At 51.5% G+C, this 22,430-nt stretch carries 17 protein-coding genes and 1 tRNA gene; 4 read left to right on the top strand and 14 right to left on the bottom strand.

The window, feature by feature from the left end; translation table 11 throughout:
- The 4 genes from AC0LWF_RS16530 to AC0LWF_RS16545 form a co-directional block, all read right to left on the bottom strand.
- Window positions 1–2,922: M4 family metallopeptidase (locus tag AC0LWF_RS16530; protein ID WP_474652647.1), on the bottom strand; the 2,922-nt coding region annotated here is incomplete at its 3' end.
- Between the two features lie 453 nt (window positions 2,923–3,375).
- Window positions 3,376–3,447: transfer RNA gene (locus tag AC0LWF_RS16535), tRNA-Thr, on the bottom strand.
- 30 nt (window positions 3,448–3,477) lie between these two features.
- Window positions 3,478–3,768 (bottom strand): hypothetical protein, encoded by a 291-nt coding sequence (locus AC0LWF_RS16540; protein WP_474652648.1) that lies wholly within the window; start codon window positions 3,766–3,768, stop codon window positions 3,478–3,480.
- A gap of 204 nt (window positions 3,769–3,972) precedes the next feature.
- Window positions 3,973–5,541, bottom strand: a complete 1,569-nt coding sequence (locus AC0LWF_RS16545) for a sensor histidine kinase (RefSeq protein ID WP_474652649.1) — start codon at window positions 5,539–5,541, stop codon at window positions 3,973–3,975.
- Between the two features lie 249 nt (window positions 5,542–5,790).
- Here AC0LWF_RS16545 and AC0LWF_RS16550 point away from each other — a divergent pair, with 249 nt between their 5' ends.
- Window positions 5,791–6,009: a hypothetical protein gene (locus AC0LWF_RS16550; protein ID WP_090579775.1), complete on the top strand. Its 219-nt coding sequence runs from the start codon at window positions 5,791–5,793 to the stop codon at window positions 6,007–6,009.
- Window positions 6,010–6,124: 115 nt separating this feature from the next.
- On the opposite strand, the gene AC0LWF_RS16555 is transcribed toward AC0LWF_RS16550, so the two are convergent.
- The 4 genes from AC0LWF_RS16555 to AC0LWF_RS16570 all read right to left on the bottom strand — a co-directional run bounded on the left by AC0LWF_RS16555 (window position 6,125) and on the right by AC0LWF_RS16570 (window position 12,720).
- Window positions 6,125–7,480 carry a putative bifunctional diguanylate cyclase/phosphodiesterase gene (locus AC0LWF_RS16555; protein ID WP_474652650.1) on the bottom strand — a complete coding sequence of 452 codons (1,356 nt, stop codon included), beginning with the start codon at window positions 7,478–7,480 and terminating at the stop codon, window positions 6,125–6,127.
- A 179-nt stretch (window positions 7,481–7,659) separates the two neighbouring features.
- The gene (locus tag AC0LWF_RS16560; protein ID WP_090579768.1) at window positions 7,660–8,376 is read right to left on the bottom strand and encodes a response regulator transcription factor; all 717 of its coding nucleotides are present in this window, start codon (window positions 8,374–8,376) and stop codon (window positions 7,660–7,662) included.
- A 101-nt stretch (window positions 8,377–8,477) separates the two neighbouring features.
- Complete coding sequence (locus AC0LWF_RS16565) at window positions 8,478–12,365, bottom strand: response regulator (protein ID WP_474652651.1); 3,888 nt, start codon at window positions 12,363–12,365, stop codon at window positions 8,478–8,480.
- A gap of 118 nt (window positions 12,366–12,483) precedes the next feature.
- Entirely contained in the window at window positions 12,484–12,720 is a 237-nt protein-coding gene (locus AC0LWF_RS16570; RefSeq protein ID WP_474652652.1) for a hypothetical protein, read from the bottom strand.
- A gap of 289 nt (window positions 12,721–13,009) precedes the next feature.
- On the opposite strand from AC0LWF_RS16570, the gene AC0LWF_RS16575 reads away from it, so the two are divergent.
- Complete coding sequence (locus AC0LWF_RS16575) at window positions 13,010–13,894, top strand: helix-turn-helix domain-containing protein (RefSeq protein WP_474652653.1); 885 nt, start codon at window positions 13,010–13,012, stop codon at window positions 13,892–13,894.
- Window positions 13,895–14,736: 842 nt separating this feature from the next.
- Here the strand turns inward: AC0LWF_RS16575 and AC0LWF_RS16580 are convergent.
- The 5 genes from AC0LWF_RS16580 to AC0LWF_RS16600 form a co-directional block, all read right to left on the bottom strand.
- Window positions 14,737–16,191, bottom strand: coding sequence for an HD-GYP domain-containing protein (locus AC0LWF_RS16580; protein ID WP_474652654.1), 1,455 nt, complete (start codon window positions 16,189–16,191; stop codon window positions 14,737–14,739).
- Between the two features lie 31 nt (window positions 16,192–16,222).
- Window positions 16,223–17,113 (bottom strand): multicopper oxidase family protein, encoded by an 891-nt coding sequence (locus tag AC0LWF_RS16585; protein WP_474652655.1) that lies wholly within the window; start codon window positions 17,111–17,113, stop codon window positions 16,223–16,225.
- Window positions 17,114–17,292: 179 nt separating this feature from the next.
- Window positions 17,293–18,240, bottom strand: coding sequence for a DUF4097 family beta strand repeat-containing protein (locus AC0LWF_RS16590; RefSeq protein ID WP_474652656.1), 948 nt, complete (start codon window positions 18,238–18,240; stop codon window positions 17,293–17,295).
- On the bottom strand, window positions 18,237–18,794 hold the full coding sequence (locus AC0LWF_RS16595) for an HAAS signaling domain-containing protein (protein WP_474652657.1): 558 nt from the start codon (window positions 18,792–18,794) through the stop codon (window positions 18,237–18,239). Before AC0LWF_RS16595 ends, AC0LWF_RS16590 begins: the two co-directional genes overlap by 4 nt.
- Complete coding sequence (locus tag AC0LWF_RS16600; protein ID WP_474652658.1) at window positions 18,791–19,111, bottom strand: PadR family transcriptional regulator; 321 nt, start codon at window positions 19,109–19,111, stop codon at window positions 18,791–18,793. The genes AC0LWF_RS16595 and AC0LWF_RS16600 overlap by 4 nt, the downstream gene beginning before the upstream one ends.
- Window positions 19,112–19,310: 199 nt before the next feature.
- On the opposite strand from AC0LWF_RS16600, the gene AC0LWF_RS16605 reads away from it, so the two are divergent.
- Both AC0LWF_RS16605 and AC0LWF_RS16610 read left to right on the top strand, forming a co-directional pair.
- Window positions 19,311–20,177 (top strand): aldose epimerase family protein, encoded by an 867-nt coding sequence (locus AC0LWF_RS16605; protein ID WP_474652659.1) that lies wholly within the window; start codon window positions 19,311–19,313, stop codon window positions 20,175–20,177.
- 86 nt (window positions 20,178–20,263) lie between these two features.
- Window positions 20,264–21,262 (top strand): aldo/keto reductase, encoded by a 999-nt coding sequence (locus tag AC0LWF_RS16610; protein ID WP_474652660.1) that lies wholly within the window; start codon window positions 20,264–20,266, stop codon window positions 21,260–21,262.
- Window positions 21,263–21,429: 167 nt separating this feature from the next.
- Here AC0LWF_RS16610 and AC0LWF_RS16615 read toward each other — a convergent pair whose 3' ends face one another.
- A complete protein-coding gene (locus tag AC0LWF_RS16615) occupies window positions 21,430–22,413 on the bottom strand; it encodes a TRM11 family SAM-dependent methyltransferase (protein ID WP_474652661.1) in 984 nt (327 codons plus the stop codon).
- Between the last annotated feature and the right edge of the window lie 17 nt (window positions 22,414–22,430).

The raw sequence follows: 22,430 nt of genomic DNA on the forward strand, positions 1-22,430 counted from the left end.
ATTCGTGGACTGCTGAAGGACGACAGCTGTCGCTTCCTTCGCCTGCGTCCACTGCAGCGAGATGCTCGTGAGTGTTGTCGCATCGCTTCTCTTCAAGTCTGTAATTGGCTGTGGAATCGTGGTTACCGCCGTCACATTCGAAAGACCCTCATTCATGCCTCCGACTACTTTCAAGCGGAAGCTGTACGCTTTATTCGGTGTTAGGTTTGTAACCGTAGCGACTGCCGCATTGGATGGAATCGACGCATCTGTCGTTGACGTTACCCAGTTCACTTGGTCTGTGGACTGTTCCACCGTCACAGCCGATGCATTCGCACCTGTACTTGGCGTCCACTTGAACGAAGCAGTAGTTGCTGTCTTGGCCGTATTAGCAAAGGTTGTAATCTGCACTGCACCGGTCTTCGCCAAAACAACAGCGGTTATACCTGCATTGCCACCGCCTACTACTTTCAATCGGAACTGGTAACTCGTATTCGGCGTTAAGCCCGTAACCGTAGCGGTTGTAGCGGAAGTCGCAATTTTACTCGCTGTTGCCGTCTTCCAATTCTCGCCGCCATCGGCAGACTGCTCAATAACGATGCTAGTTGCACGAACAGCTGCCGTCCATGTGAACGATGCGCTTGTTGTTGTCGCAGCAGCTTTTAGCGCAAAGTTCTCTACGGGTACAGTAAGCGTCGTCTCGTCCAAGACGTTAGAATACCCCGCACTGTAGCCGTTTGTTACCGATAGCCGGAATTTAAGTGCAGTGCCGGCAAGAAGCCCAGTAACTGTTACGCTCGTTGATGATGCATTCAGCGCGCTTGTAGTAGCAGTTGTCCATGTGGTGCCATTTGTAGACTGCTGCAAAATGACACTTGTCGCACCTGTTGCGGCTGTCCAACTGAAGGTTATGCTGGAGCCTGACTTGCTTGAAACCTTAAAATCTGTAATCGGAATAACATCGGTTTTGACATCTACCGCGTTCGAATTCCCCGCGTAGCCTCCTCCTGTAATGAGAAGACGGAATTTATAGGCTGTATTCGGAGTCAGATTAGTAACCGTTGCGTCAAGCGCATTTGGCAATATTGGATCGACCGTAGAAGCTTTTGTCCAAGTGGTGCCATTCGTTGATGTCTGAATTTCCACTGCACTTGCATCTGAGGCTTCCGTCCACGTAAAGCTTGCCGTAGTTGCATTCTTTGCCGTGTTCCTAAACGAATTCAACTGAGCCATTGGTGTATCAAGGGAAAGAATATTGGAATTACCGGAACTGTTGCCGCCAACAATAGCCAATCGGAATAAGTAGTGTTTGCCAGCGAGTAAATTACTGGCTGTCGCAGTTGTTGCATTGGAAGCCAAAGTGCCAGTCAGAGCTGTTGTCCAAGTGGAGCCTCCATCGGTCGACTGCTGAACCGCTATGCTCGTAGCTCCTGAGCCCATCGACCAGTTAAAGGTCGCAGACATGGCTGTTGCATTTAAGGTACCTGAAAAATCGGAAACCGGTTCAAAGATGCCTACCTCAGCCCATGCATCAATTACGATAGACTTCAGCTTCTTGACTTGCGCAGCACTAAGCCCAGACATAGAGTCTACTGCAAATAGGTAAGCGTATCTAGCATCTATGAATTGTGCAGTTGGAAACAGGAATTGCATCGCGTTGTAGGTGAGCTTGCCTAAAGTGTCTCTTCCTTGTAGTGAAATGCCTGCCGCATCGATTTTGCTAGCTATTAAATAAGCCGCGTGATTCGGGATGCCGCTGTTCGTATGGACACCGCCATTATCATCCTCATTGGATTCCGGCCAATAGGTGCTGTCTGACATTTTTGCCGGTTGACCGTATCTCTCAGGGTACTGCAAGTTTCGAATGATGTAACCTGTGTCCTCGCCCATAGTCCAGTCATTGGAGTCGATGACGGCTCCCATGATGTCTGAGAAAGATTCGTTAAGCGCTCCGGACTGATTGCGATATTCAAGGCCGTTCGTGTATTGGGTAACACCGTGTGTAAGCTCGTGAGCAACGATATCAAGGGCACAGGACGTACAATCCATGCCATCATTGGCTGATCCTGATCCATCGCCATAGAACATAAAGTGGATTCCCCTGTCCCATGACGCGTTATCTAGGATACGAGGATCATTTACGATCGATATAATGTTCATTCCATTTCCGTCAATACTATCCCTGCCTAATGTATTTTTATAATAGTTATAGACAAGGTTTGCATTATAATGTGCGTCTACAGCTGCACTGTAATAATGCGGTGGAAACGAGGCATTGTCCTTAAATGTGGATGTCTTACTCCAAGTTGCATAAAAGTCATCAATCTCATAAAAGCTTCCTGTAAATATAACGTCTTTATTATCATAAGAGTGGGTAAAGTCTATTAACTCGTAATCCGAGTAATTACCATTCGTATATTTACTAATTTTCAAAGACTTGGAAGCTCCATTATAGCCATACCCCGTTCCTGTCATAGGTGTATATGCGTCCTGAAGCTCATTATACTTATCAATGATTTCCCCCGTATCGGCATCCACATATCCGACCCAGTTTGCATGGGCAGGGTGGATAAAGCTCATATTTACTTCGTACACCAAATAAGTTTTTCCTTGATAGGGGTAGATCATGAGTTTAGCAGTCGGCTTTGGATAGTTAATACTCCCGACTTTGGTTTCCAGTTTCGTCTCCAATTCAATATCTGCTTTGTAGTCTGCCTCCAAATCTTTCTTGAATGCTTGTACTGCAGATTCGGCTGCGATCTTAGGTGTCGTATTGACAGCGGATAGATTAAGATCCGATTGTACATTATTTTGCATCGCATAAATCTTCCTGTCGCTATCCAGGTTGACTTGAACATAGCTTCCATAGACAGGAACGCCGCTCAGCGATTGTTGATAAACGTAGTGTGTTTTACCAACCTCGTCTTTGCTCTTCTTGTTCATAATAAATGACTCGTTACTAGCACTCCGATTATTATGTAGATTTAGCATCTCTTTGTTTGAAGTAAGGAAGTGAAGAATGTCCGTGTCACCCTGAAGCGCCCCAGAGAGATTGCCTTCAATAAACCTTTTATGAGAAGCCTCCTGTGGTTTTTTAACATTACTATCATCCGCAGCAAAGGCGAGAGTAGGTAGAGAGAGAGTTAAAACGAGTATTGGTGTTACTATTCTTGCTAAAAGCCGCTTCATACTTTCCACCCTTTCAAATATAGGAATATTCTACTAGACCCTATCATACATGAAGAAATAGGAAATGGGTTGGATAATTTGATAGAAAAAATAGTAACTACTATAAATACCAATTACAGGGAAATGCTAGTTTCGATTCGCCAAATAACAACAAAAAACGCGATCCCAAGTCCTCTTGGAAACCGCGCCATTTTCATATTTAGATGATGCTGGTGAAGGGAATCGAACCCCCGACCTACGCATTACGAGTGCGTTGCTCTGCCCCTGAGCTACACCAGCGCAATAGAAACCCTTACGTTGCCTACGCCTTTATGGATTGGACTCATTCCAAATATCCCAATCACGGGGCTTTGCTTCCCCCCTGACGTTCCATTTTCCACCTACAAACGTGTGCTGGTCTTCATCAACCGGGTATCGCCATTGGGTATACGCCTTGTGCAACTGTGTGCCCAGCTGGTTAAACGAATTGAAAGACTGGTTAGCCGTTTTGCCGTAATCCGCCCCATAAACTTGAATGCTGATAAATACGGTCAGGAACGTCAGTACGGCTGCAATTACGGTTAGTTCTACAGCTTGGCTTACCCATTGCGCCTTTCGCAAATCTGCATCCCCTTTCCACTTAATTAGCATGATTCAGATACGATTAAGTTTAAAGGTAGATTACATATACTGTAAACCCATCCACATCAATTTTAACAACATCTATTGAAGAATACGCTTTTATTGAGGTGTATAGAACGCAAAAAAGCGCCCTCCGCGAAGGAGAGCGCTTGGACTACAAAAAGATCCCCCTATCTCCTGCCTTCAGGCACGAGACAAGCGCCGATTCCCCTTATCCGGCGGCTCCGGCTGGCCATTGTCGCCGAGCGCGACGCTGCTTGTCACTTGCGGTGAAACCGGTAGATAGAGGGTGAACGTGCTGCCCTCGCCTTTCTGACTGACGAGCGACAGCGTCCCTTCGAGGAGCCGCGCGAGCTGCAGGCTGATTGACAGTCCTAGCCCTGTACCGCCGTAGTTGCGATTGATCGAACCGTCCTCCTGCTGGAACGCCTCGAAGATGAGCTTCTGCTTCTCAAGCTCAATACCAATTCCCGTATCAATAATGGAGAACGATATACGCTGCGGCGAGGTGATTCGCACCGCCGGCCGTCCCCAAGCGACTGGATTCCAGCTGCGAAGCCGGCGCTTCTTCAGCGCAGCAGGCTCAAGCGGCACGCTGCCCTCCAGCTTCACGACAAGCTTGACGCTCCCCCGCTCTGTGAACTTGAACGCATTCACTAGCAGGTTCCGCAATATCTGATTGACCCGCAGCGCGTCGCTCTGCATCACTTCAGGCACGTTCGGAGCAATCTCTGTCTCGAAGACGAGATTCTTCCTGCTTGCAAGTGGCATATATTGCTCCAGTAATGTCTGGACAAGCTCACGCGTCGATAACGGCTCGAAGTAGACATCCATTTTGCCCGCTTCCACCTTCGACAGGTCCAAAATGTCGTTAATCAGCTGCAGCAAGTCATTCCCAGCCCCATGAATAAGCTCCGCGTACCGCACGTCCTCCGTACTGACCCTCTCGCCGTCGCTCTCTTGTAGCAGCTGCGATAACAAAATAATGCTGTTCAACGGCGTCTTCAATTCATGCGACATATTCGCAAGAAACTCTGACTTGTATTTACTCGCGAGCGTAAGCTCCCGCGCCTTCTCTTCAACATCACGCTTCGCCTCGCGCAGCTCCCGCGTCTGCCTGCGAAGCAGCATGTTCATCGTCCGCAGCTCATCCACGCGCTGCTGCTCCTTTTGGAAATCCCGGATGATATAGATCAAGAATCCGCTTAGCACAATGCGAATCGGCAGCGAATAGTAGCCAAACTCCCGCCAGTAGGTGCCGAGCGGCATTAAGTCGAGCGTTTCCAGTGTCAGCGTTGTATTCAAGGCATACAATAAATTTACAGCAAGGACGGTAACGATGCTCTTATATTCGAAGCGCCACGGCTTCCAGCGCAGATACGCGCATAACCAAGCACTGACTAGGCCAACAACGGTCATATTCAAAACAGCGGCTATTGCGGCTTCATCGACACCGAGAAACAGCCGCCCCACTCCGATGCCGAATCCGATTATCGCAATCGTCACCGGCTCTTGAATCACGAGCACCGCGATAATAAGCGGAACGAATCGCAGATCGAGCAAATATAGACCTTCAGTCTTAATGCCGAAAGCCATCGCCGTCCACCCGCCCAGTATAAACATCGCTGTTGTTAGCCAATATTTTACCCGGTTAGATGCGTATTGAAAGAGGTACCGATACCCCAAGTCGAACAAATAAGCCAGCGCAATAAGCAAGCAAATATTGGTTAATAGCGCTTTAGCGTTTGCCAAGATTCATGCCCTCCCGCCCATCTTCTGCAGGTCATTACCCGTTTTCCAGGTTCCTGACACAGCATGAGGATTATTCCGCACATTTGAGCAAATAATACCACGAGCATCGCACCTCGAAAATACGCGAATGTTGCATGAATTTGTTAGAAAAGCTTAAGTAAAACAAACAGATGACTCATTTCCATTTTATAAGGGACTAAAAGATTTTCATTACAATGAAAACATCAAATATACGGAGGCGCTACAGCGATGACTAAAGTCATTACCTTCAAGAATCGTACTGTTCCAGTCCACTACCCATCCGAGCAGCTTTCATACATGGAGCTTCTACGCAATAAATTACTGGAAATGGAATTCAACTTTGATTTTCGCAAAAAATGGAAACGAATCAAGTCAGTCGAAATGGTTCGCGACGTGGCTATCCTGCAATACAGCGACGGCACCAAGCTTTACCTCGAAGTATGCTAGTCATCGGAACGAGCCGCAAACAAAAAGAGCAGTTTGTACATAGCGGAAGCACGGTCATCCAAGACTCCCGCTTAGTTGCAAACTGCTCTTTTTACGTCTGTGCACTTCTCGCGCGCTATAACGCCGCCTGCCGCAGCTTCACGCAGATCGCTTCTTCCTGCATCGGCCTGCCAAGCAAGTAGCCTTGATACAGGTTACAGCCCCAGCTCCGAAGCAATTCAAACTGCTCCTTCGTCTCGACACCTTCCGCTACCGCTACAAACCCTAGCTCATGAACGAGCGAGATCATTGCCTTCACAATCGCCGCCTCCGCATGCTGCTCGGTAATATGGCAAATAAACGAACGATCAAGCTTGAGCGTATGAAGCGGCAGCTCTCGCAAGTAGGTCAGCGAAGCATACCCGATGCCGAAATCATCCAGTGCAATGCGCACGCCTATTTCCCGCAGTGCATTCAACACCGTCGTTGTGCGCTTGCTCGAATCAATCATAATACTTTCCGTAATTTCAAATTCCAAGCATTCCGCCGGCGTATCTGCCAGCGCGAGTATACGTTGCAGCGTCTCGACGAATCCTGGGGCTGTAATTTGCAGCGGGGACAGATTCACGGAAATGATAATATCGTGCAGTCCTTTGCTCCGCGTCCGATGAATCATCCGGCATACCTCGCTCAGCACCCATTCGCCAATCTCCACGATTTGGCCGCTCTGCTCTGCGAGCGTGATGAACTCTCCAGGTGGTACATTCCCGAGCAGCTCGTGATGCCACCGTAGAAGCGCTTCCAAACCTCTCAGATTGCCTGTGGCATCGTAAATCGGTTGATAATGCAGCGACAGATGCTCACTTGGAAGAATGGTTCTGAGTGCCCTTCGCAGCTCTTCCATCCGGTTGATATGCGCTACATCATCTTCGATGTAGACCGCAACCTGGTTGCCGCCAGCCGCCTTCGCCTGGCGAAGAGCCGTGTCAGCATGACGCACGATCAGCTCCGCCGTATCACCATCAGCCGGGAAGCTGCTTACGCCAATGCTGCACAACGAATACAGCTGCTGCCCCCTGACGTGCAGCAAGCTCTCTACCGAGTTTTTAAGCTCTTCAATAAGTCGCTCCGATTCCTTCGAAGCCGTATCCAGCTGAAGCATCTGGAACAGGAGAAAGGTGTTGCCGCTCAACCGATAGACCGAGCAAGACCAGTGGCTTAGCTCATAGAGACGATTCGCCATCTGCCTCAGCGCCTCATCGCCAAACGCCGTTCCCTTCGTTTCGTTAATCAAATAAAACCGGTCCATATCTACAAGCGCAGCAAGCACACCCCTGCCGCACTTCTTCGCTAATGAGATCGCTCTAGCCAGCATGGCAAATGCCGCCTTCCGGCCAGGCAGTCCAGTCAAGGCGTCGTACATCTGCGTAGATGGGGCATTCATACGGCGAGGCATCGTTTCCCTGTGAATGATAGGTTCTAATAGTTCCATACGCGTTACCTCTCATCCTTTCGACCCATAGGTTCCTTAGGTAAATTCTCACACAAATCGACAGGAAAGGAAATAGAGTTTTGACACTTCATACGCTAAAATTATGTTAAAGTGTATATTTCGCGCACAAAAAAAGCCCTTCGGCGCATAATTATGCACCAAAGAGCCTCTATCGTTTATTAATGCGCCGGTTCAGCCTCCGAGACGTACTTGTACCCTACACCCCATACGGTGCGGATAAAATGCGGCTCCTTCGGGTTACGCTCAACTTTGCGGCGAAGATTCACAATATGAACATCGATAGCCCGGTCCGTTACGAACGAATCGAATCCACGGATCGCGTTAATCAGATCTTCACGGCTAAACACTTTACCTGGATGGGTAAGAAACAGCTTCATGAGCTCAAACTCTGAGAACGTCGTCTCGACTTGCGTCCCACGTACAAGCAGCAATCTCCGCTCGGTATCGAGCCGTATGGCGGTCTCCGATTGCTCCAGCTCGTCCACTTCCGCACCAGCTGCAGCCGTCTGCATCAGTCTTGCTCTGCGAATTAGCGCTTCCACCCTCGCACTCAACTCATGCATGCTGAACGGCTTGCATAAGTAATCGTCTGCGCCTGCGCGCAGCGCTTGTACACGCTCGGAAACTTCCGATTTCATAGACACAATCATAATCGGAACGGAAGATGTCTGCCGTATCTTCAGGCACAGCTCTGTGCCATCCCAATCCGGAAGCATCAAATCCAGCAATACGACATCCGGGTTGAACTGCTCCAGCAGCTTCAATCCTTGCTCACCAGTAGCAGCCTGCTTAATGACGTAGCCTTCTTCAGACATGTACATCGACAGCATATCGCTCATCATCACATCATCTTCGATAACCAATATCTTGTACATGCATTCTTCACCTCGTGAAGGGAGTCGTGATTCGTACAAAAACCTTCTGCTATTACTATACAATAGGAAGATCAACCCAACAATAGATTGTTAGAAAAATGTTAGGATTTTGTGTCGAATTCCGTCATCTCCGTCACAAGTCTTGAAACAATTTGTCGAAGCTCCTCACTTACTGCTGCAGCGGCCTCATAAATGAGACCAACTTCCATATCAGGCTCAGGCGCTTTCAGCTGTTGTTCGAGCTGCTGCGCCAGCATGGCGAGCTCAGCTGCCGACAGATTGCTCGCTACCCCTTTGAGCGTATGCGCCATACGGCGTGCCAGCGTGTAGTCCTGCCCCTCGAGCGCCTCAGCCAGCCGTTCATCGAACGTGCTGTAATCCTTCACAAACAGCTTCAGCATATGCGTCAGAATATCCCTTTTGCCATTGACCCTCTGCAGTGCTTCTTCGAGATTCAGACCTTTAATGCCCCTTGCCAGCCACTCATCATCTAGCGCCTGCACTGGCACATATGCGGTGGCTGCCGAATCGCGTTCCTTCGGCTTCGATTTCGCCTGATCGACACGCAGTTCTCCGCCGTAGCGGAGCCATTTGGTAATGATTTGGAGGAGTGTATCCGGCGGAATCGGCTTTGTAAGAACATCGTTCATACCCAGCTGCATGTACCGGTCATGATCCTCTTGAATAATATTCGCTGTCAGCGCTACGATCGGCAGCCGATCATACTTGGAGTCCTGCCGGATAATGCGCGCCGCATCGTCCCCGTCCATCTCCGGCATATGAATATCCATGAGAATGAGATCATAACGCTTGGTCGTGATGCGCTTCAGCACCTCAGTGCCGGTCTCCACCACATCGACCTTAAAGCCCCATTCGCGCAGCTGCTCCACGGCGACAAGCTGGTTGATGTGATTATCTTCGGCAAGCAGAATCGTACCTTTCGTCTGCTTCGGCAGCGGCGCAAGTGCCGCTGCTGCTTCAACATCGGCTTCCGCTGGCGGCTGCTCCTCCCGAGGGAACAGCGTCAGAAGCATCTGGTTCAGGCTGACACATGTCGCTGGCTTCACCAATATCGCATCTGGACGATGTTCGAGCGGCAGCTTCAGCAGCTCCTCGCGTCCGTAGGCCGTCGTCAGCGCGATCGTCTTCACGCCAGCATCCCTGGCCGCTGCCTGCATATCGTTCCAGGTTTCTTCTCCATACATATCCGGCATTTCAAAGTCGAGCAATACCGCGAACGGTCGAACGCCAATGCCCGAACGCAGTAGACGCTCATGAGCTGTCTTCCATGAGTTCAGCGGTATGGGCGTTAGCCCACTGTCTTCAAGCGCTACGCACAGCCGCTGGCTCATCGGCGCATAATCCTCTACAACCCAGACGGAATGCTCTCCGCTCCGGTCACTTCGGTCAATCCGGAAGCGATCCGGCTGCGCTTCTTCCGCAACCGCCAGATCGAGAACAACAGTGAACTGACTGCCTTTTCCATGCTGGCTCTGTACCTGTATCGTGCCGCCCATAAGCTCTACCAGACGTTTCACAATGACAAGGCCGAGGCCAGTCCCGCCATACTTGCGGTTCGTCGCCGCATCTGCCTGCATGAACGGCTTGAACAGCTTGGCAAGCTGCTCTTCTTTCATGCCAATGCCAGTATCTTCGACGATAAAGGCAAGCTTCGCATCTCCGCCCGGCTTGCTGCTCTGCAGCAGCTGAACCTGCAGCCGCACATGACCGCGCTCGGTAAATTTAATCGCATTGATACATAGATTGAGCAGAATCTGCTCCATCCGGAGCCAATCCCCGATAAGCAGCGAAGGCAAAGTATTCGGCGTCTCTACGATAAACTGGAACCTTTCCTTGCCGCCGACGAACACGCTGAGCAGCTCTGACAGTTTATGTATCATGCTGTAAGGATCGAAGGGCACCTCATCCAGCTCAATCTTGCCTGCCTCGACTTTGGCAAAGTCAAGAATATCGTTAATAATGAGCAGCAGCGCCTCGGACGAGTCTCGCGTCTTATGGAGATACTCAAGCTGCAGCGATGTAAGCTCCGTCTTCTGCAGCAGTCCTGTTAGCCCGATAATGCCGGCAAGCGGCGTACGGATCTCGTGGCTGATCTGGGCAAGGAAATGGCTCTTCGCAAGGTTTGCGCTCTCCGCCTCACGCCTTGCTTGCTCGAGCTCCAGCTGGACCCGCTTCGTCTCCGAAATATCACGGGCGATACAGGAGTAGAACGTCTCGCCAGTCAGATCATCATGATGAACGACGAGAATCTTCGACACGGGAATAAAAGCGCCCTGTATCGTGCGCAGCAGCACTTCCTTCTCCTGGAAGCCAACCGCACGAGCATCATCAATACCATCGAGCAGCTCGCCGATTGTGCGCATCGGCATGGCATCCGTGTCGCTGTGAGAATCATGAATGCCAAGCAGAGCTCGCCCTGCCGCATTGATGTACAACAGCTGGCCCTGATCGTCGAACGTTGCGATCAAGTCCTTCGCGGCGCCCATCACCTTCAGCTGCTGGCTGCGCGCTTTCTCCGCCTGCTTCTGCCCTGTAATGTCGCGGGCGATGCCGGCTACGCCAATAAAGCGCCCCTCGCGGTCGCTCATGCCGTTAGAACTGTGCGCGACTGGGAAGCTTGTCCCATCCTTACGGATGTAATTCCATTCCCGCTCGTATGAGAAGTTTTCGCTGCGCAGCATTTCGAACACGGTAATATCCGGCGGCACATGACGGTTGAATTTTTTGCTGAGCCGCTTTGCTTCCCTGCGAACATCTTCAGGGGCAACAAACAAGAGCCCTGTCGCTTTGTTAATGACTTCTTCGGACTTGTATCCGAGCATCTTCTCTGCAGCCTTGCTGAAATAGGTAACGCGGTACTGGTCATCGAGCACGATAAATGCGAACTGGTTCTGGTTAATAATCGCATCCATACGACCGAACAAACCGCTTAAATGCACTTTCATTTGGTTCACCGATTGGGCAAGCTGTGAAATTTCGTCACCGCTGTCATCATGCACATTGTTCACGTCAAACCGGCCAGCCGCCGCCGCCTCCGTAACTTGGAGGATGCGCTTAATGCGCCGAATAACATGATCGGAGAATAAGAAGAAGAGGATGGTCAGCAGCGCTTCCGCGATAGCAATCGTCAAGATCGCGCGCCATTTGATCGCTTTGAGTGGCGCTCCAATATCATCCAGCGGAACATTGAGTGCAATGTGCCAAGATGTCCCTTTAACAGCCGCGTAGAACAGAATAGAGGCGCCTGATGGTCCATGCAGCGTATCGTATCCGTAATCACTGACAAGCATTTCCGAAGCAACCGATTGAAAAGGAAGCTCCGCCGAATGTATAGACTCCGAAGGCAGCTTCGTTGAAGCCTCAATAATACTAGCGTTGTCGTTATACAAGAACAGCAAGTCGTTTGCTCCGACATGAATATTAAGATGCTCTTGGTACATTCGGTCAGCAAGCAGAGAGGCATCCACAATGCCGATCACTTTATTGCCTGCGCCGAATACGGGCACTTGAATGACGATCATTTCCTTCTTATCCTGACGCCTTTCCATCGGATCGGTTACGACGACATTGCCTCTAATCGCTCTCGTAAAGGAAGGCTCGTCCAATATATTAATATAGGTACTATTATTAAGATGCATGCGTCCGGTCAAGTCTGCAAACCCTAGCGATACATAGGGGGAATTGGGCCGATGTGTTTCCGTATTAAAATAAACCTCGCGCTGGCTGTCCGAACCGAAGCGAACTTGATCCGTACGGCTCATCACTTCTACCTCGGCACGCCGGGTATCAATCCAAGATGCCAAATCATTAGCCGTGTTCTGAACCTTCGCATTCGCCTTCTCGACGAGCGTATCCATAATCGTTTGCTTAGCAAGCGTATAGTTGCCATAGCCGACAATCGACAGCGCGCCTGACGTTACAAAAAGAATTAATACGAGCACTTTTGTCCTAAGTGAAAAACTTCCCAAAGCTTAGGCCCTCCTGAAGGAACAATAGTTGTAGTTGTTACCATTATACCTCTAGCAGAAATAGCTTCATAGAAGATAGTTATTGAACCTGTTGGCGATAGAGTAATGAATTACGTGTTTATATATGCACCTTCTGCACGTTTTGCAGCCGGTAGATGTAGTAATGCTTCGAGCAAAGTCCTTTGCTTACAGTAAGCCTGTCGCAGTTCACCCACTTGCAAGTGGTCGGTTCAGCGGATTGGCGAACCTTCGTTACTACCGGGTCCCCGTGCCTGCGCCAGCGCTGATGATGCATCGAGCACATTTGCTTTGCTTTTACCGGTTTTTCACATTCATCTACTGTACAGTTAGCCATATAAAATTACTCTCCCCCGTTGTCAAAACCTAGATGCTGATCTGTGTATTATTATGAATGAAAGTGCTCTTTTTGGAAAGTTCCGCGTAGCTGTATTCCACTGGTAATTGAAACATTTTAATGGCAGGGCGGTCGTGCCCGAGCCCGGCGGTTCAGTTCGAATTGCGGAGTGAAAGCTATCTGAATTTATAAATAATCGCGACAACTTATAAATAATCATTGAAAATTCAGACTTCCTTTCATATACTGTTCTATAAACTAGCCGCTTATTGATTGTGAGGGAAGCCCGATGTCACTGTTTGCCGCTGTCTTTCATACGCTCAAAACGCCGCTCGCCGTCATAACAGGACGAGGTGCGAGCATGCAATTTGATCGCGTTAATAAAGCTTTTTCAGATCTTGTTGGCTGCTCGGAGGATGACCTAAAGGGGCTCCCGCCAAGCAGGCTATTCTCCTCTTGGAACGAAAAAGCGCTAATAGTTACCGAACGGTCGGAAATCTTCATGCTGAGACAGACTTCCAAACCTCGAGAACCACAGCATCTGCTGCTAACGATTGATGAGGTTGCCGATACTGCTGAACCTGCTTTTTTGCTGACAGCCGAAGATATCTCCGCCAGAACGTGGATCGATGCAATGAGCAAGACCGAAAGGGTACTGCAATCCGGAATTTTGAATGAGCATCTCGTAATCGAGCGTTATTTTCGCAGCACTACGTCTCCGATTCTCGATCCGAACCTGCGCATTGAAGAAGAGTCTCTCCAAAAGTTTTTTGAAGACGCCGACCGGGAACGGTTAGTATCCGCGATTAAGCAAGCCACCCTCCACCAAAGAATGGATCAAATTGTCGTTCAAACCAAGCCGCTTGCGAATAACGTGCAGCTAGAGCTGCATATTACGTTTTGCCCGTTCTTCAATGGCGATGGCTCCTTGCTTCATTACGGCTTCATTATAACTAACATACATTCCGTCTCTGAGCCGGCTGATCCGTCCGTGACGCTCAAGGTGCTCATGGCCCGCAGCTATATATCCGCTCAGCAGCTGTCGCTTGCGACGGGCATCTCGTTGCAAACAATTTCCAAGCTGCGCAACGGCAAGATCGGCAAGCCTCAGCGTCAGACGGCGCTTCTCATCGCGTCCCAGCTGAATGTGCTGCCCCAGGATATATGGCCTTAACGGCGGGATCGAAACAGCGGAATAAAAAACCTCTCCTTGGAGAACGGACTCACGCGGCAGCGCTGACCATTCCTCAAGGAGAGGTTTTTTTGGGCGGGTTACGAGGTCCGAGTAGAAAAATGAAGCTGAGAGATCGTATGTGCTCTCTCGGCATGATAATCGGCGTGGTTTGGGTGCTGATTGGCGATGCTGAGAGACCGTATGTGCTCTCTCGGCATGATAACCGGCCGATTGAGACTCTGAGAGTCCAGATTCAGCACTTTCAGAGAAGGAAACTGCCGAAATCGGCCGATTGGCGATGCTGAGAGACCGTATGTGCTCTCTCAGCTTCAAAATCGGCAGTTTTAGGCTCTGAGAGTCCAGATTCAGCACTCTCAGAGAAGGAAACTGCCGAAATCGCTCGATTGACGAAGCTGCAGATCGTATATGCTCCCTCGGCCAACTTTCTGCGCGTTTTGAATGCTGAGAGATCGTATGGAGACTGTCCATAAATTCTAGTCGATTCCAACCAGTTCAATTTTCTAGCCAGCGAAGTCTGAGCAAATCGGATTTAACTGGAGTATGGCACAGTTCAGGCGCAAAGTACCCGAATTAAATCGGTGAAGAGGGTTTTCCCGCTCTTGTGTGTTCATTCTGGGCTCGGCTTGTGGTGAGAGAGGATTTTCCCGCTCTTGGGTATTCTACGGGGATTTGCTTGTGTTCTCAGCTTCAGAATGTTGGTTAGTTTGGTCAGCAGCCGCGCTGCTCAGACCGCCCGGCGGCCAGCGCCTTCCCAACAACAATAAAGGCTGCCCTCGCGAGTCACAAATTCAACATGTGACTTGCGAGGGCAGCCTTCTACTTTATTGCGCAGCCTTATGCGTATGCGCGAGCCGCAGCGTTCTGTCGCTCGCTGCGATTTCGAGGAAGAACTGTGTGTCGATTGACGCGAGCTTCTCCCATGCCTTCACGCACGCGGGGTCGAAGTGAACGCCGCTGCCGGTCAGAATGATTTCCATCGCATCCTCATGCGACATCGCGAGGCGATAGGAGCGCGATGAGGTCAGCGCATCATAAACGTCTGCGACCGCGCTAATTCGCGCAAGCAGTGGAATGCCTTCGCCGCTGAGTCGGTCGGGATAGCCGGTTCCGTCCCATTTTTCATGATGCGATCGGATAATGGATAGCTCATCCTTGAGGAAGCCAAGCTGCCGGCATATCTCATAGCCTGAGACCGGATGGCGCTCGATAACGAGCCGCTCCTCCGCCGTGAGCTTGCCTCTCTTATTCAGAATCGCATCCGGCACGCGCAGCTTGCCGACATCATGCACGACGCCGCCGTGGGCAATCGCCTGCAGCTGATGCTTCGACAAGCCCATCACTTCACCAAGCCGCAGCGCATACAACGCAACCCGTTTGTTATGGCCGGCCGTGTACGAATCACGCGCTTCCGTCGCCATGATGAGCGCGTGAACGCTCGGCGTTATCCATGCTTCCAGCCAAGCGCGCGGATCAGATTGGAACAGTATGCGCAGCGATGTGCTGAATGATCCTTTGGAGAAATACTGCCGCACAAGACCGAACAGCATCGTGAGCAAGGAGCCGAGCAGCAGGAAGTGGTACAACCACCAGCTCAGCTTCCACGCCGAGCCCATAAGAATGATGTATTGCGCCGCAACGATAAAGCCTGTGCTGTATACGATCGCCTGCTGAAATGGGATACGCGCATGCCGATTTGCATGCCAATAGCGGTACATCGTCCATAGACAGGCTATGCATGTGGCACCTCCAGCGAACCATTTGTACGGATTGATGTTCAGCGGAAGATGGTCAATCGCATCCGGATAACGAATCGTTAACGCGCATAAAGCACCGAGCAGTATTAGCCAACCGGGGAGGAGCCAGACGCGCCATTTGGACAGCTGCCGCACGCTCCAATGGTCCGAGCTCACTGCCGACAGCGCCAGCCAAATCGATGTCAGCAGCACGCTCAGCTGCGCGAAAATCTTCGGCATGTAATCCTCATGCATCAGAAAGCCAGGCGTTGTAAGTCCATGCAGGAAGAAAACGCCCGACAGCGACAAGTAAGCGATCGACATAAACCCGACTTTAATGTTACGAAGCCGATGGCCTGTGATGCCGACGCCGATGGCAACTAGCATCGCTAGCGCTGCGACGATCGTTACAATGTGAAAATGTCCCGCCGGTACAACAATGGAAACATCTTTCGTTCCTAGCGAACGTACCCATTCAAATACGCCAATTGGCAATACAACGGATAAAATGGGGCCAATGACAGATTTACCTTTAAGCTGCATGTTACTAGCTCCTCTGCTACATATACTCGAACTAACGGGCAACTTGAATAGTCGTAAACATGCCTCCAATAGGTATCGTAAAGTTGTTAGACGTATGATGTGGAATATGGCAATGAAACGGCCAGTGCCCCGGGTTCCATGCGTCGAACTGCACATCGCGCGTCTCGCCCGGCGCAACAAACACGGTGCTTCTGCGGAGCTGTCTCCATGGCGGTACTTCGTTGCCGTCATAAGCCGTCTCCAGCATCTGCACGCCATGCAGATGCATCGGATGGCCCTGCATCCCTATATTCGCCAAGCGAATCCGTACGCGTTCTCCTAAACGTACCTGTACCGGCGAAGTATCGGGAAAGCAGCGCCCGTTCATCGTAAAGAAGTTAAATCCGTCCGAGAACGGGTCGATGGTGTAAACGCCTGGGCGCAGCTCACCTCTTGGCAGCCCGCTCAGATGAAATTCCTGAAGCATATATGCGATATCCCGGTGGATGTGCTTCTCCTGCTTGTTCTGAATAATGAATAATCCGCATAACCCCAGCATTTCTTGACGAAGCGTGTGGTAATGGCTGTGATACATATGCGTTCCGGGCGGGTTAATAATTCGGAAGATATAATCCATTCCATAGCCCGGCTCAATGAGCGGCGATGGCTCAATCGGCGGTACCCCGTCCATCGTATTAGGAACGTCTAGCCCGTGCCAATGGACACTCGTTGCTTCCGGCAGCCTATTAATGACACGGATGCGCACCCAGTCGCCAGTCTCTACAACAATTGTAGGACCAGGAATGGAACCGTTATATCCGTAGCCTTGCATGAAAATATCCGGCAGCAGCTCTTGCAGCACCGGTTCGGCAATTAATTCGAAGCACTTCATCCCGTTCTCGATCCGATAAGGCGCAAGCGGCAAGTCCGGCGATTCCACCATACGCATCTCCCCCCGTTACAAACAACGAAGTTTATGCGGACTTAAGCCGAATCATGACTGTTCCGGCCAGAAAAAAAAAAGCAACTATCACCAGTTATATCGGCAAATCCTTCTCATTAGTGTAGTTTTTTAAACAAAAAAAGCTCCGTCTGCTGCAACAGCAAACGGAGCCTTCATTTCTAACGAGCGCCTACATCCAAATTACCGGAGCCGGTACGAACATGTACGGGAATGCTGCCGCTGCCGAATACGAGGTTGTCGCGATCATCCTCATCGGTCATTTTTTGCGCTCCATCCCAATCGTTGTCCAGATCCCCACTGCCGCTGCTATACGTAATATGCGCATCTTGCGGCTCCTCGCGCGTCATGATGGACACATCACCGCTGCCTGTTTCCAGATCGGTCGTCTGATTCAGCCCATCCAGTGCGAGATCGATATCGCCGCTTCTTGTTTCACCTTTGATCGCTGCATCCACATCATTCAAAGCAATGTTGCCGCTGCCAGTCTTCGCCGTAAGCTGCTTTGACTTCAGTCCATCAACTGTAATATCACCAGACTGAGCTTTCAGCTCTGCCGATTCATTCACGGTTATATCCGTCGCGTGCAGATTGCCGCTGCCCATATCAACGCTCACCGTCGTAGCGGCAAGCTGCTCCAGGCTAACATCGCCGGAGCCCATGTCGAGCTCGATACGGTCCGCCTGAACTTGCTTCAATTCGGCGTCGCCGCTGCCAGTATCCAGCACCAGCTTGCGGTACATCTGCTGCGGCAACTCCAACGTTAAATCTACGCTGCGGAAGTTCAGTCCAATCGTGAAGCCGACTTTGTCTTCCAGCGAGACGTTCAGCTGATCCCCTTTGCGTTCAAGCGTAAGCTTCAGCTTGTCACGGTATTTGCGGCTTGCGCGGCCGGTCAGCTTTGCTTTAATCTTCTGATCACCGTTTGGCACAATCGTCACATCCATACTGCCGCTTTTGACAACAATATCAGATATGCCGTCCACTGCCATCCACTGCTGCTGGTCGATTTTTTCCGTACCGAACGAGAAGTCGCCTTGGAAGGTCGCGAACGCGCCGATGAGGCCGACGACGACCAGGATGAGTGCAATAACAATCCAGTTTCTCATTTTTTCTTCACCCTTATCACTCTGGAATTAAACTTCAAGTAGGCAAGCGTCATCTTCAAGAAGGCCTTCGTTAGCCAGTGCGTGCCTGCACCGATGAGCATGCCAAGGCCCAGCAGAACCATCGCGATGAATATTCCTTGCGTCATCGTCACTCCACCGCCATACGCACCTTCATAAAGCGCCATGAGGGAGGACACGCCGACGCCGATTGCCGTCGCCCACAGCGCGACAAGTACGCCAAGCAGAGCAACATAAGGACCCAGCACAAAAATCAAATTGAAGAATCCAAGGCTCACCGCAGCCAGCACGGCGCGGGAGACGAGTGTAATACTAACGCTCTTCGTCTCAGCTTGGTCGACGTGGTAGGTGAGGAGCAGTTCTTTGGCGATCAGACGCGGATCTCCCAGCTCATGCGCCGCTTCCGCTTCCGTCTTGCCATGCTCCGCCGCCATGCGAAAATGTTCCTCGTAATCGTACATCCATTCCCGCCGAATCCGCTCCGGTACTGGCTCCAGAAGCTCCCACAGCTGCTGCAAATATTGATTCCTAATCATCGCTCTACACCTTCCTTAATAATTTCGTCGACCGCAACGGAGAAGGACTTCCATTCACGAATCAGCTCCATCAGATGTCTATGCCCCTCGGGCGTAAGCTTGTAATATTTGCGCGGCGGCCCTTCCGAGGACTCTCTCAAGTAAGTGGAAAAATAACCCTCTTGCGTCAATCGGCTCAGCAGCGGATACACACTGCCGACAGCCACCTCAAACTTTGCAGACATGCTGACAGCAAGCTCATAGCCGTACCTGTCTTCCCATGCGGTCAGCGCAAGCACGCACAAGTCCAGCACGCCTTTCTTAAATTGAACATTCATATCAAGCACCCCTATACCACATCGTTAGGTATTCATCATTATAGAATAGTGAGCCAAAAAAATATTGCCCCGGAGCTATACTATATCACCAGCTATTCTACAATGCAATATAGTGAATTGAAAATACGTTCCCTTTAGTACGCCGCCCTCATTATGGTATGCTGATCGCATATCACCTGATGATGGGAGACCTGGAGCAATGAGCTATGAAGTGAAGCAAACGGTAGATACATATGAGCTGTTTACGTTGATTGACACGGAGTCGAACTCCTCTGTTACAGTCTGTCCGGAACGAGGCGGCATTGCCATCAGCTGCATCCTTGGCGGCGTGGAGCTGTTCTACTTGGACAAGGCGACGCTGCTCGATCCTGCTGCGAACATTCGCGGCGGCAACCCGATTCTGTTCCCGATCTGCGGTCAGCTTATGGAGGGGCGGTATGAATGGGAAGGTACAGAGTATACAATGCGTAACCACGGCGTTGCGCGCAATCGGCCTTGGGAAGTCGTTTCGACGAGCGGTGACGGCGAAGCATCCGTTACGCTGCGCCTTCGGAGCGATGCAAGCACCAGAGACGAGTTCCCGTGGGATTTCGAGCTGCTATTCACCTACGCGCTAGTTGGCGGCGAGCTGCACATCCGTCAGACGTACAGCAACTTATCCGATTCGGCGATGCCTTATTATGCAGGCTTCCATCCTTACTTCCGCAGCGAGTCGAAGGATATCGTCTATGGCACGGATGCCTCGCAATTCCTCGATTACAACGACAATATTGTCAAAGACGTGCAGGGAGAGATTGTGCTCACGGGGTTAAAAGAATCGGTCGCCTTGCTGGATGCAACCGACCCGCATATCTCATTCCCAGGTCCAGATGACAGCGGCAAAGTAACATTGCGCTACAGCGATGCATTTAAATATGTGGTGCTATGGCAGGTGAACGGTTCACCTTTCGTATGCGTAGAGCCATGGATGGCGCTGAATGGCGAGCTGAACCGGAAGGACGAGCTGCCGATGCTGGCGGCGGGTTCGAAGGCGCAGCTGGAGCTGTCGATTGCTTTTGAGAAGTAGAGCGAGTTCAACGTAAAAAGAGCCGCCCGTGTGCCGGACTCGTAGCGAAAAATAGACGTTTAAGGATAGAAAGGGGCAATTCGTGCATGGTGCAGCAAACGGCAGGAGCGAATGTACAGCTGCGGCGTCGGCTTGGCAATTCGGATTTGGAGCTTTCCCCGCTCGGTCTTGGCTGCTGGCAGTTCAGCAAGGGCAGCGGAATGGTCGGCAAGTTCTGGCCGGTGCTGGCGGATGAGGACATTCTCGGCATTGTCCGCACGAGCCTTGAGGGCGGCATCAACTGGTTTGATACCGCCGAAGTTTACGGCGGAGGCAAGTCGGAAGAAGCGCTCGCTGACGCGCTAAACGTGCTTGGCGATGCCGCTCGCGGCGCGCATGTGGCGACGAAGTGGTGGCCCATTATGCGGGCAGCCGGCAACATTCCGCGCACGATTGATGAGCGGCTGCGCCGATTGAAGGGCTGGCCTATCGACCTGCACCAGGTGCATCAGCCATACTCGTTCTCCTCGGCCACGGCCGAGATGAACGAGATGGCGAAGCTGGTGCAGCAGGGCAAGATCCGCCATATCGGCGTCAGCAATTTCTCTGCGGCGCGCATGCGCGAGGCGGACAAGGCGCTGCGAGCGCACGGGCTGCGGCTCACGTCCAACCAGGTGAAATACAACCTATTGGACCGCCGCATCGAGCATAATGGCGTGCTCGATACCGCCAAGGAACTTGGCGTTGCCATTATCGCGTACTCGCCTCTGGAACAGGGCGTGCTGACGGGCAAGTTCCACAGCAATCCCGAGCTTGTGCGCGGGATTGCCGCCGGCCGCAAGCTTAGCGGCAGCTTCAAGCCTGCCGCACTGGCGCGGACGCGGCCTTTGGTTGACCGGCTTGCCGAGCTTGCCGGCAAGCATGACGCTTCCCCGAGCCAGGTCGCACTGAACTGGCTCATTCATGCGAATGGCGATACGGTGTTCGCCATTCCAGGCGCTTCCAAGCCGAAGCATGCACAGGAGAATGTGCATGCGATGGCGTTCAAGCTCAGCAGCGACGAGCTGCTGGAGCTCGGGGAGCTGGCGAACCGCTGCAAACGGTAGTTATGGCTCGCCGCACCCGCACCTAGACTACCAGTTCAGTTCGTTCATGAATGTAACGCCCTGATTGCCTTGGCTCAAAAAAGGGATTGCTTACCCGCTCTTGAAGCGGAGTATGCAATCCCTTTATTCATGGCGCAGCCTGCGCCGTTTGCGGGCGCGGCTAAGCTCTAGGCGTGCCGGCATACGATAACCTGCCGCTCGAACTTGCCTTTACGTACGACGCAGCGGTCCGTAACAACGAGGCGTGCAGCGGCGATGTCTTGGTCAATCGTCTCGGTAGAGACGATTACGACCTTAGCCGCCAGACGGCAGGCGCTCTGCAGCATCGCGAGCCGCTCCTCGGACGAAAGCTTCGAGCACAGATTGTACGGCAAGTCGATGATCGCAGCATCGAAAGGCGGCTCGCCCGAAGCATCGCCTAGCTGAAGCTGTGTCATGTCTGCTTTGCGCACGACATCTGGCATGCCGAAGTGGGCGAGATTGACGCGGGCTCCTTTCAACGCGAGCGGATTCACGTCATAGCCAACGATATGGATCCCCATCGACAGCGCCTCAATGAGGACCGTGCCGATACCGCAGCACGGGTCGATGACGCGCAGCTCCGAAGTAATAGCAGGTGCCGCGATGTTCACAACCGCCCGCGCAACCCGCGTACTAAGCGCCGTCGAATACGGCTGAGGCTTCTCATTATGCTTCAGCCAGAGCGCTTCGCTCTTCTCGAATTCCCCAAACAAGTAACGCCCGTCTACGATGGCGACGCCGAACAATCGGTCAGGCTGGCGCATTTCAGCCTTGCCCGCGATTCGCCAGCCAATCTCCTTCTCGATCGCCCGCTGACGTTCGAAGTCGACCGGAACATCACTGCCGACGAACGAGACTTTGAACGTTCGCCCTTCAAGAGCTACAGCCTCTTCTACCTGTGCAGCGATACCGGCTGCATCGTCCGCTCTTAGCAATATGGTAAGCTTCCCCCGGATAAAAGGGCTCCTGCTCGGATTAATATTTTTATCTGAAATCACACAACCACGTTGCGGTTCGAACCCAAACAGCGATCTCATCTCCAGACCGCATAAATCTTGTTCATCCTCGTGGCAGGACACGTCGTAGAAGTATGTTTTTTTACTTGAAATATTTTGCGCATTTTCACTCATGATAGCACTCCTTAAAA

It is taken from the genome of Paenibacillus sp. sgz302114 (assembly GCF_056120345.1).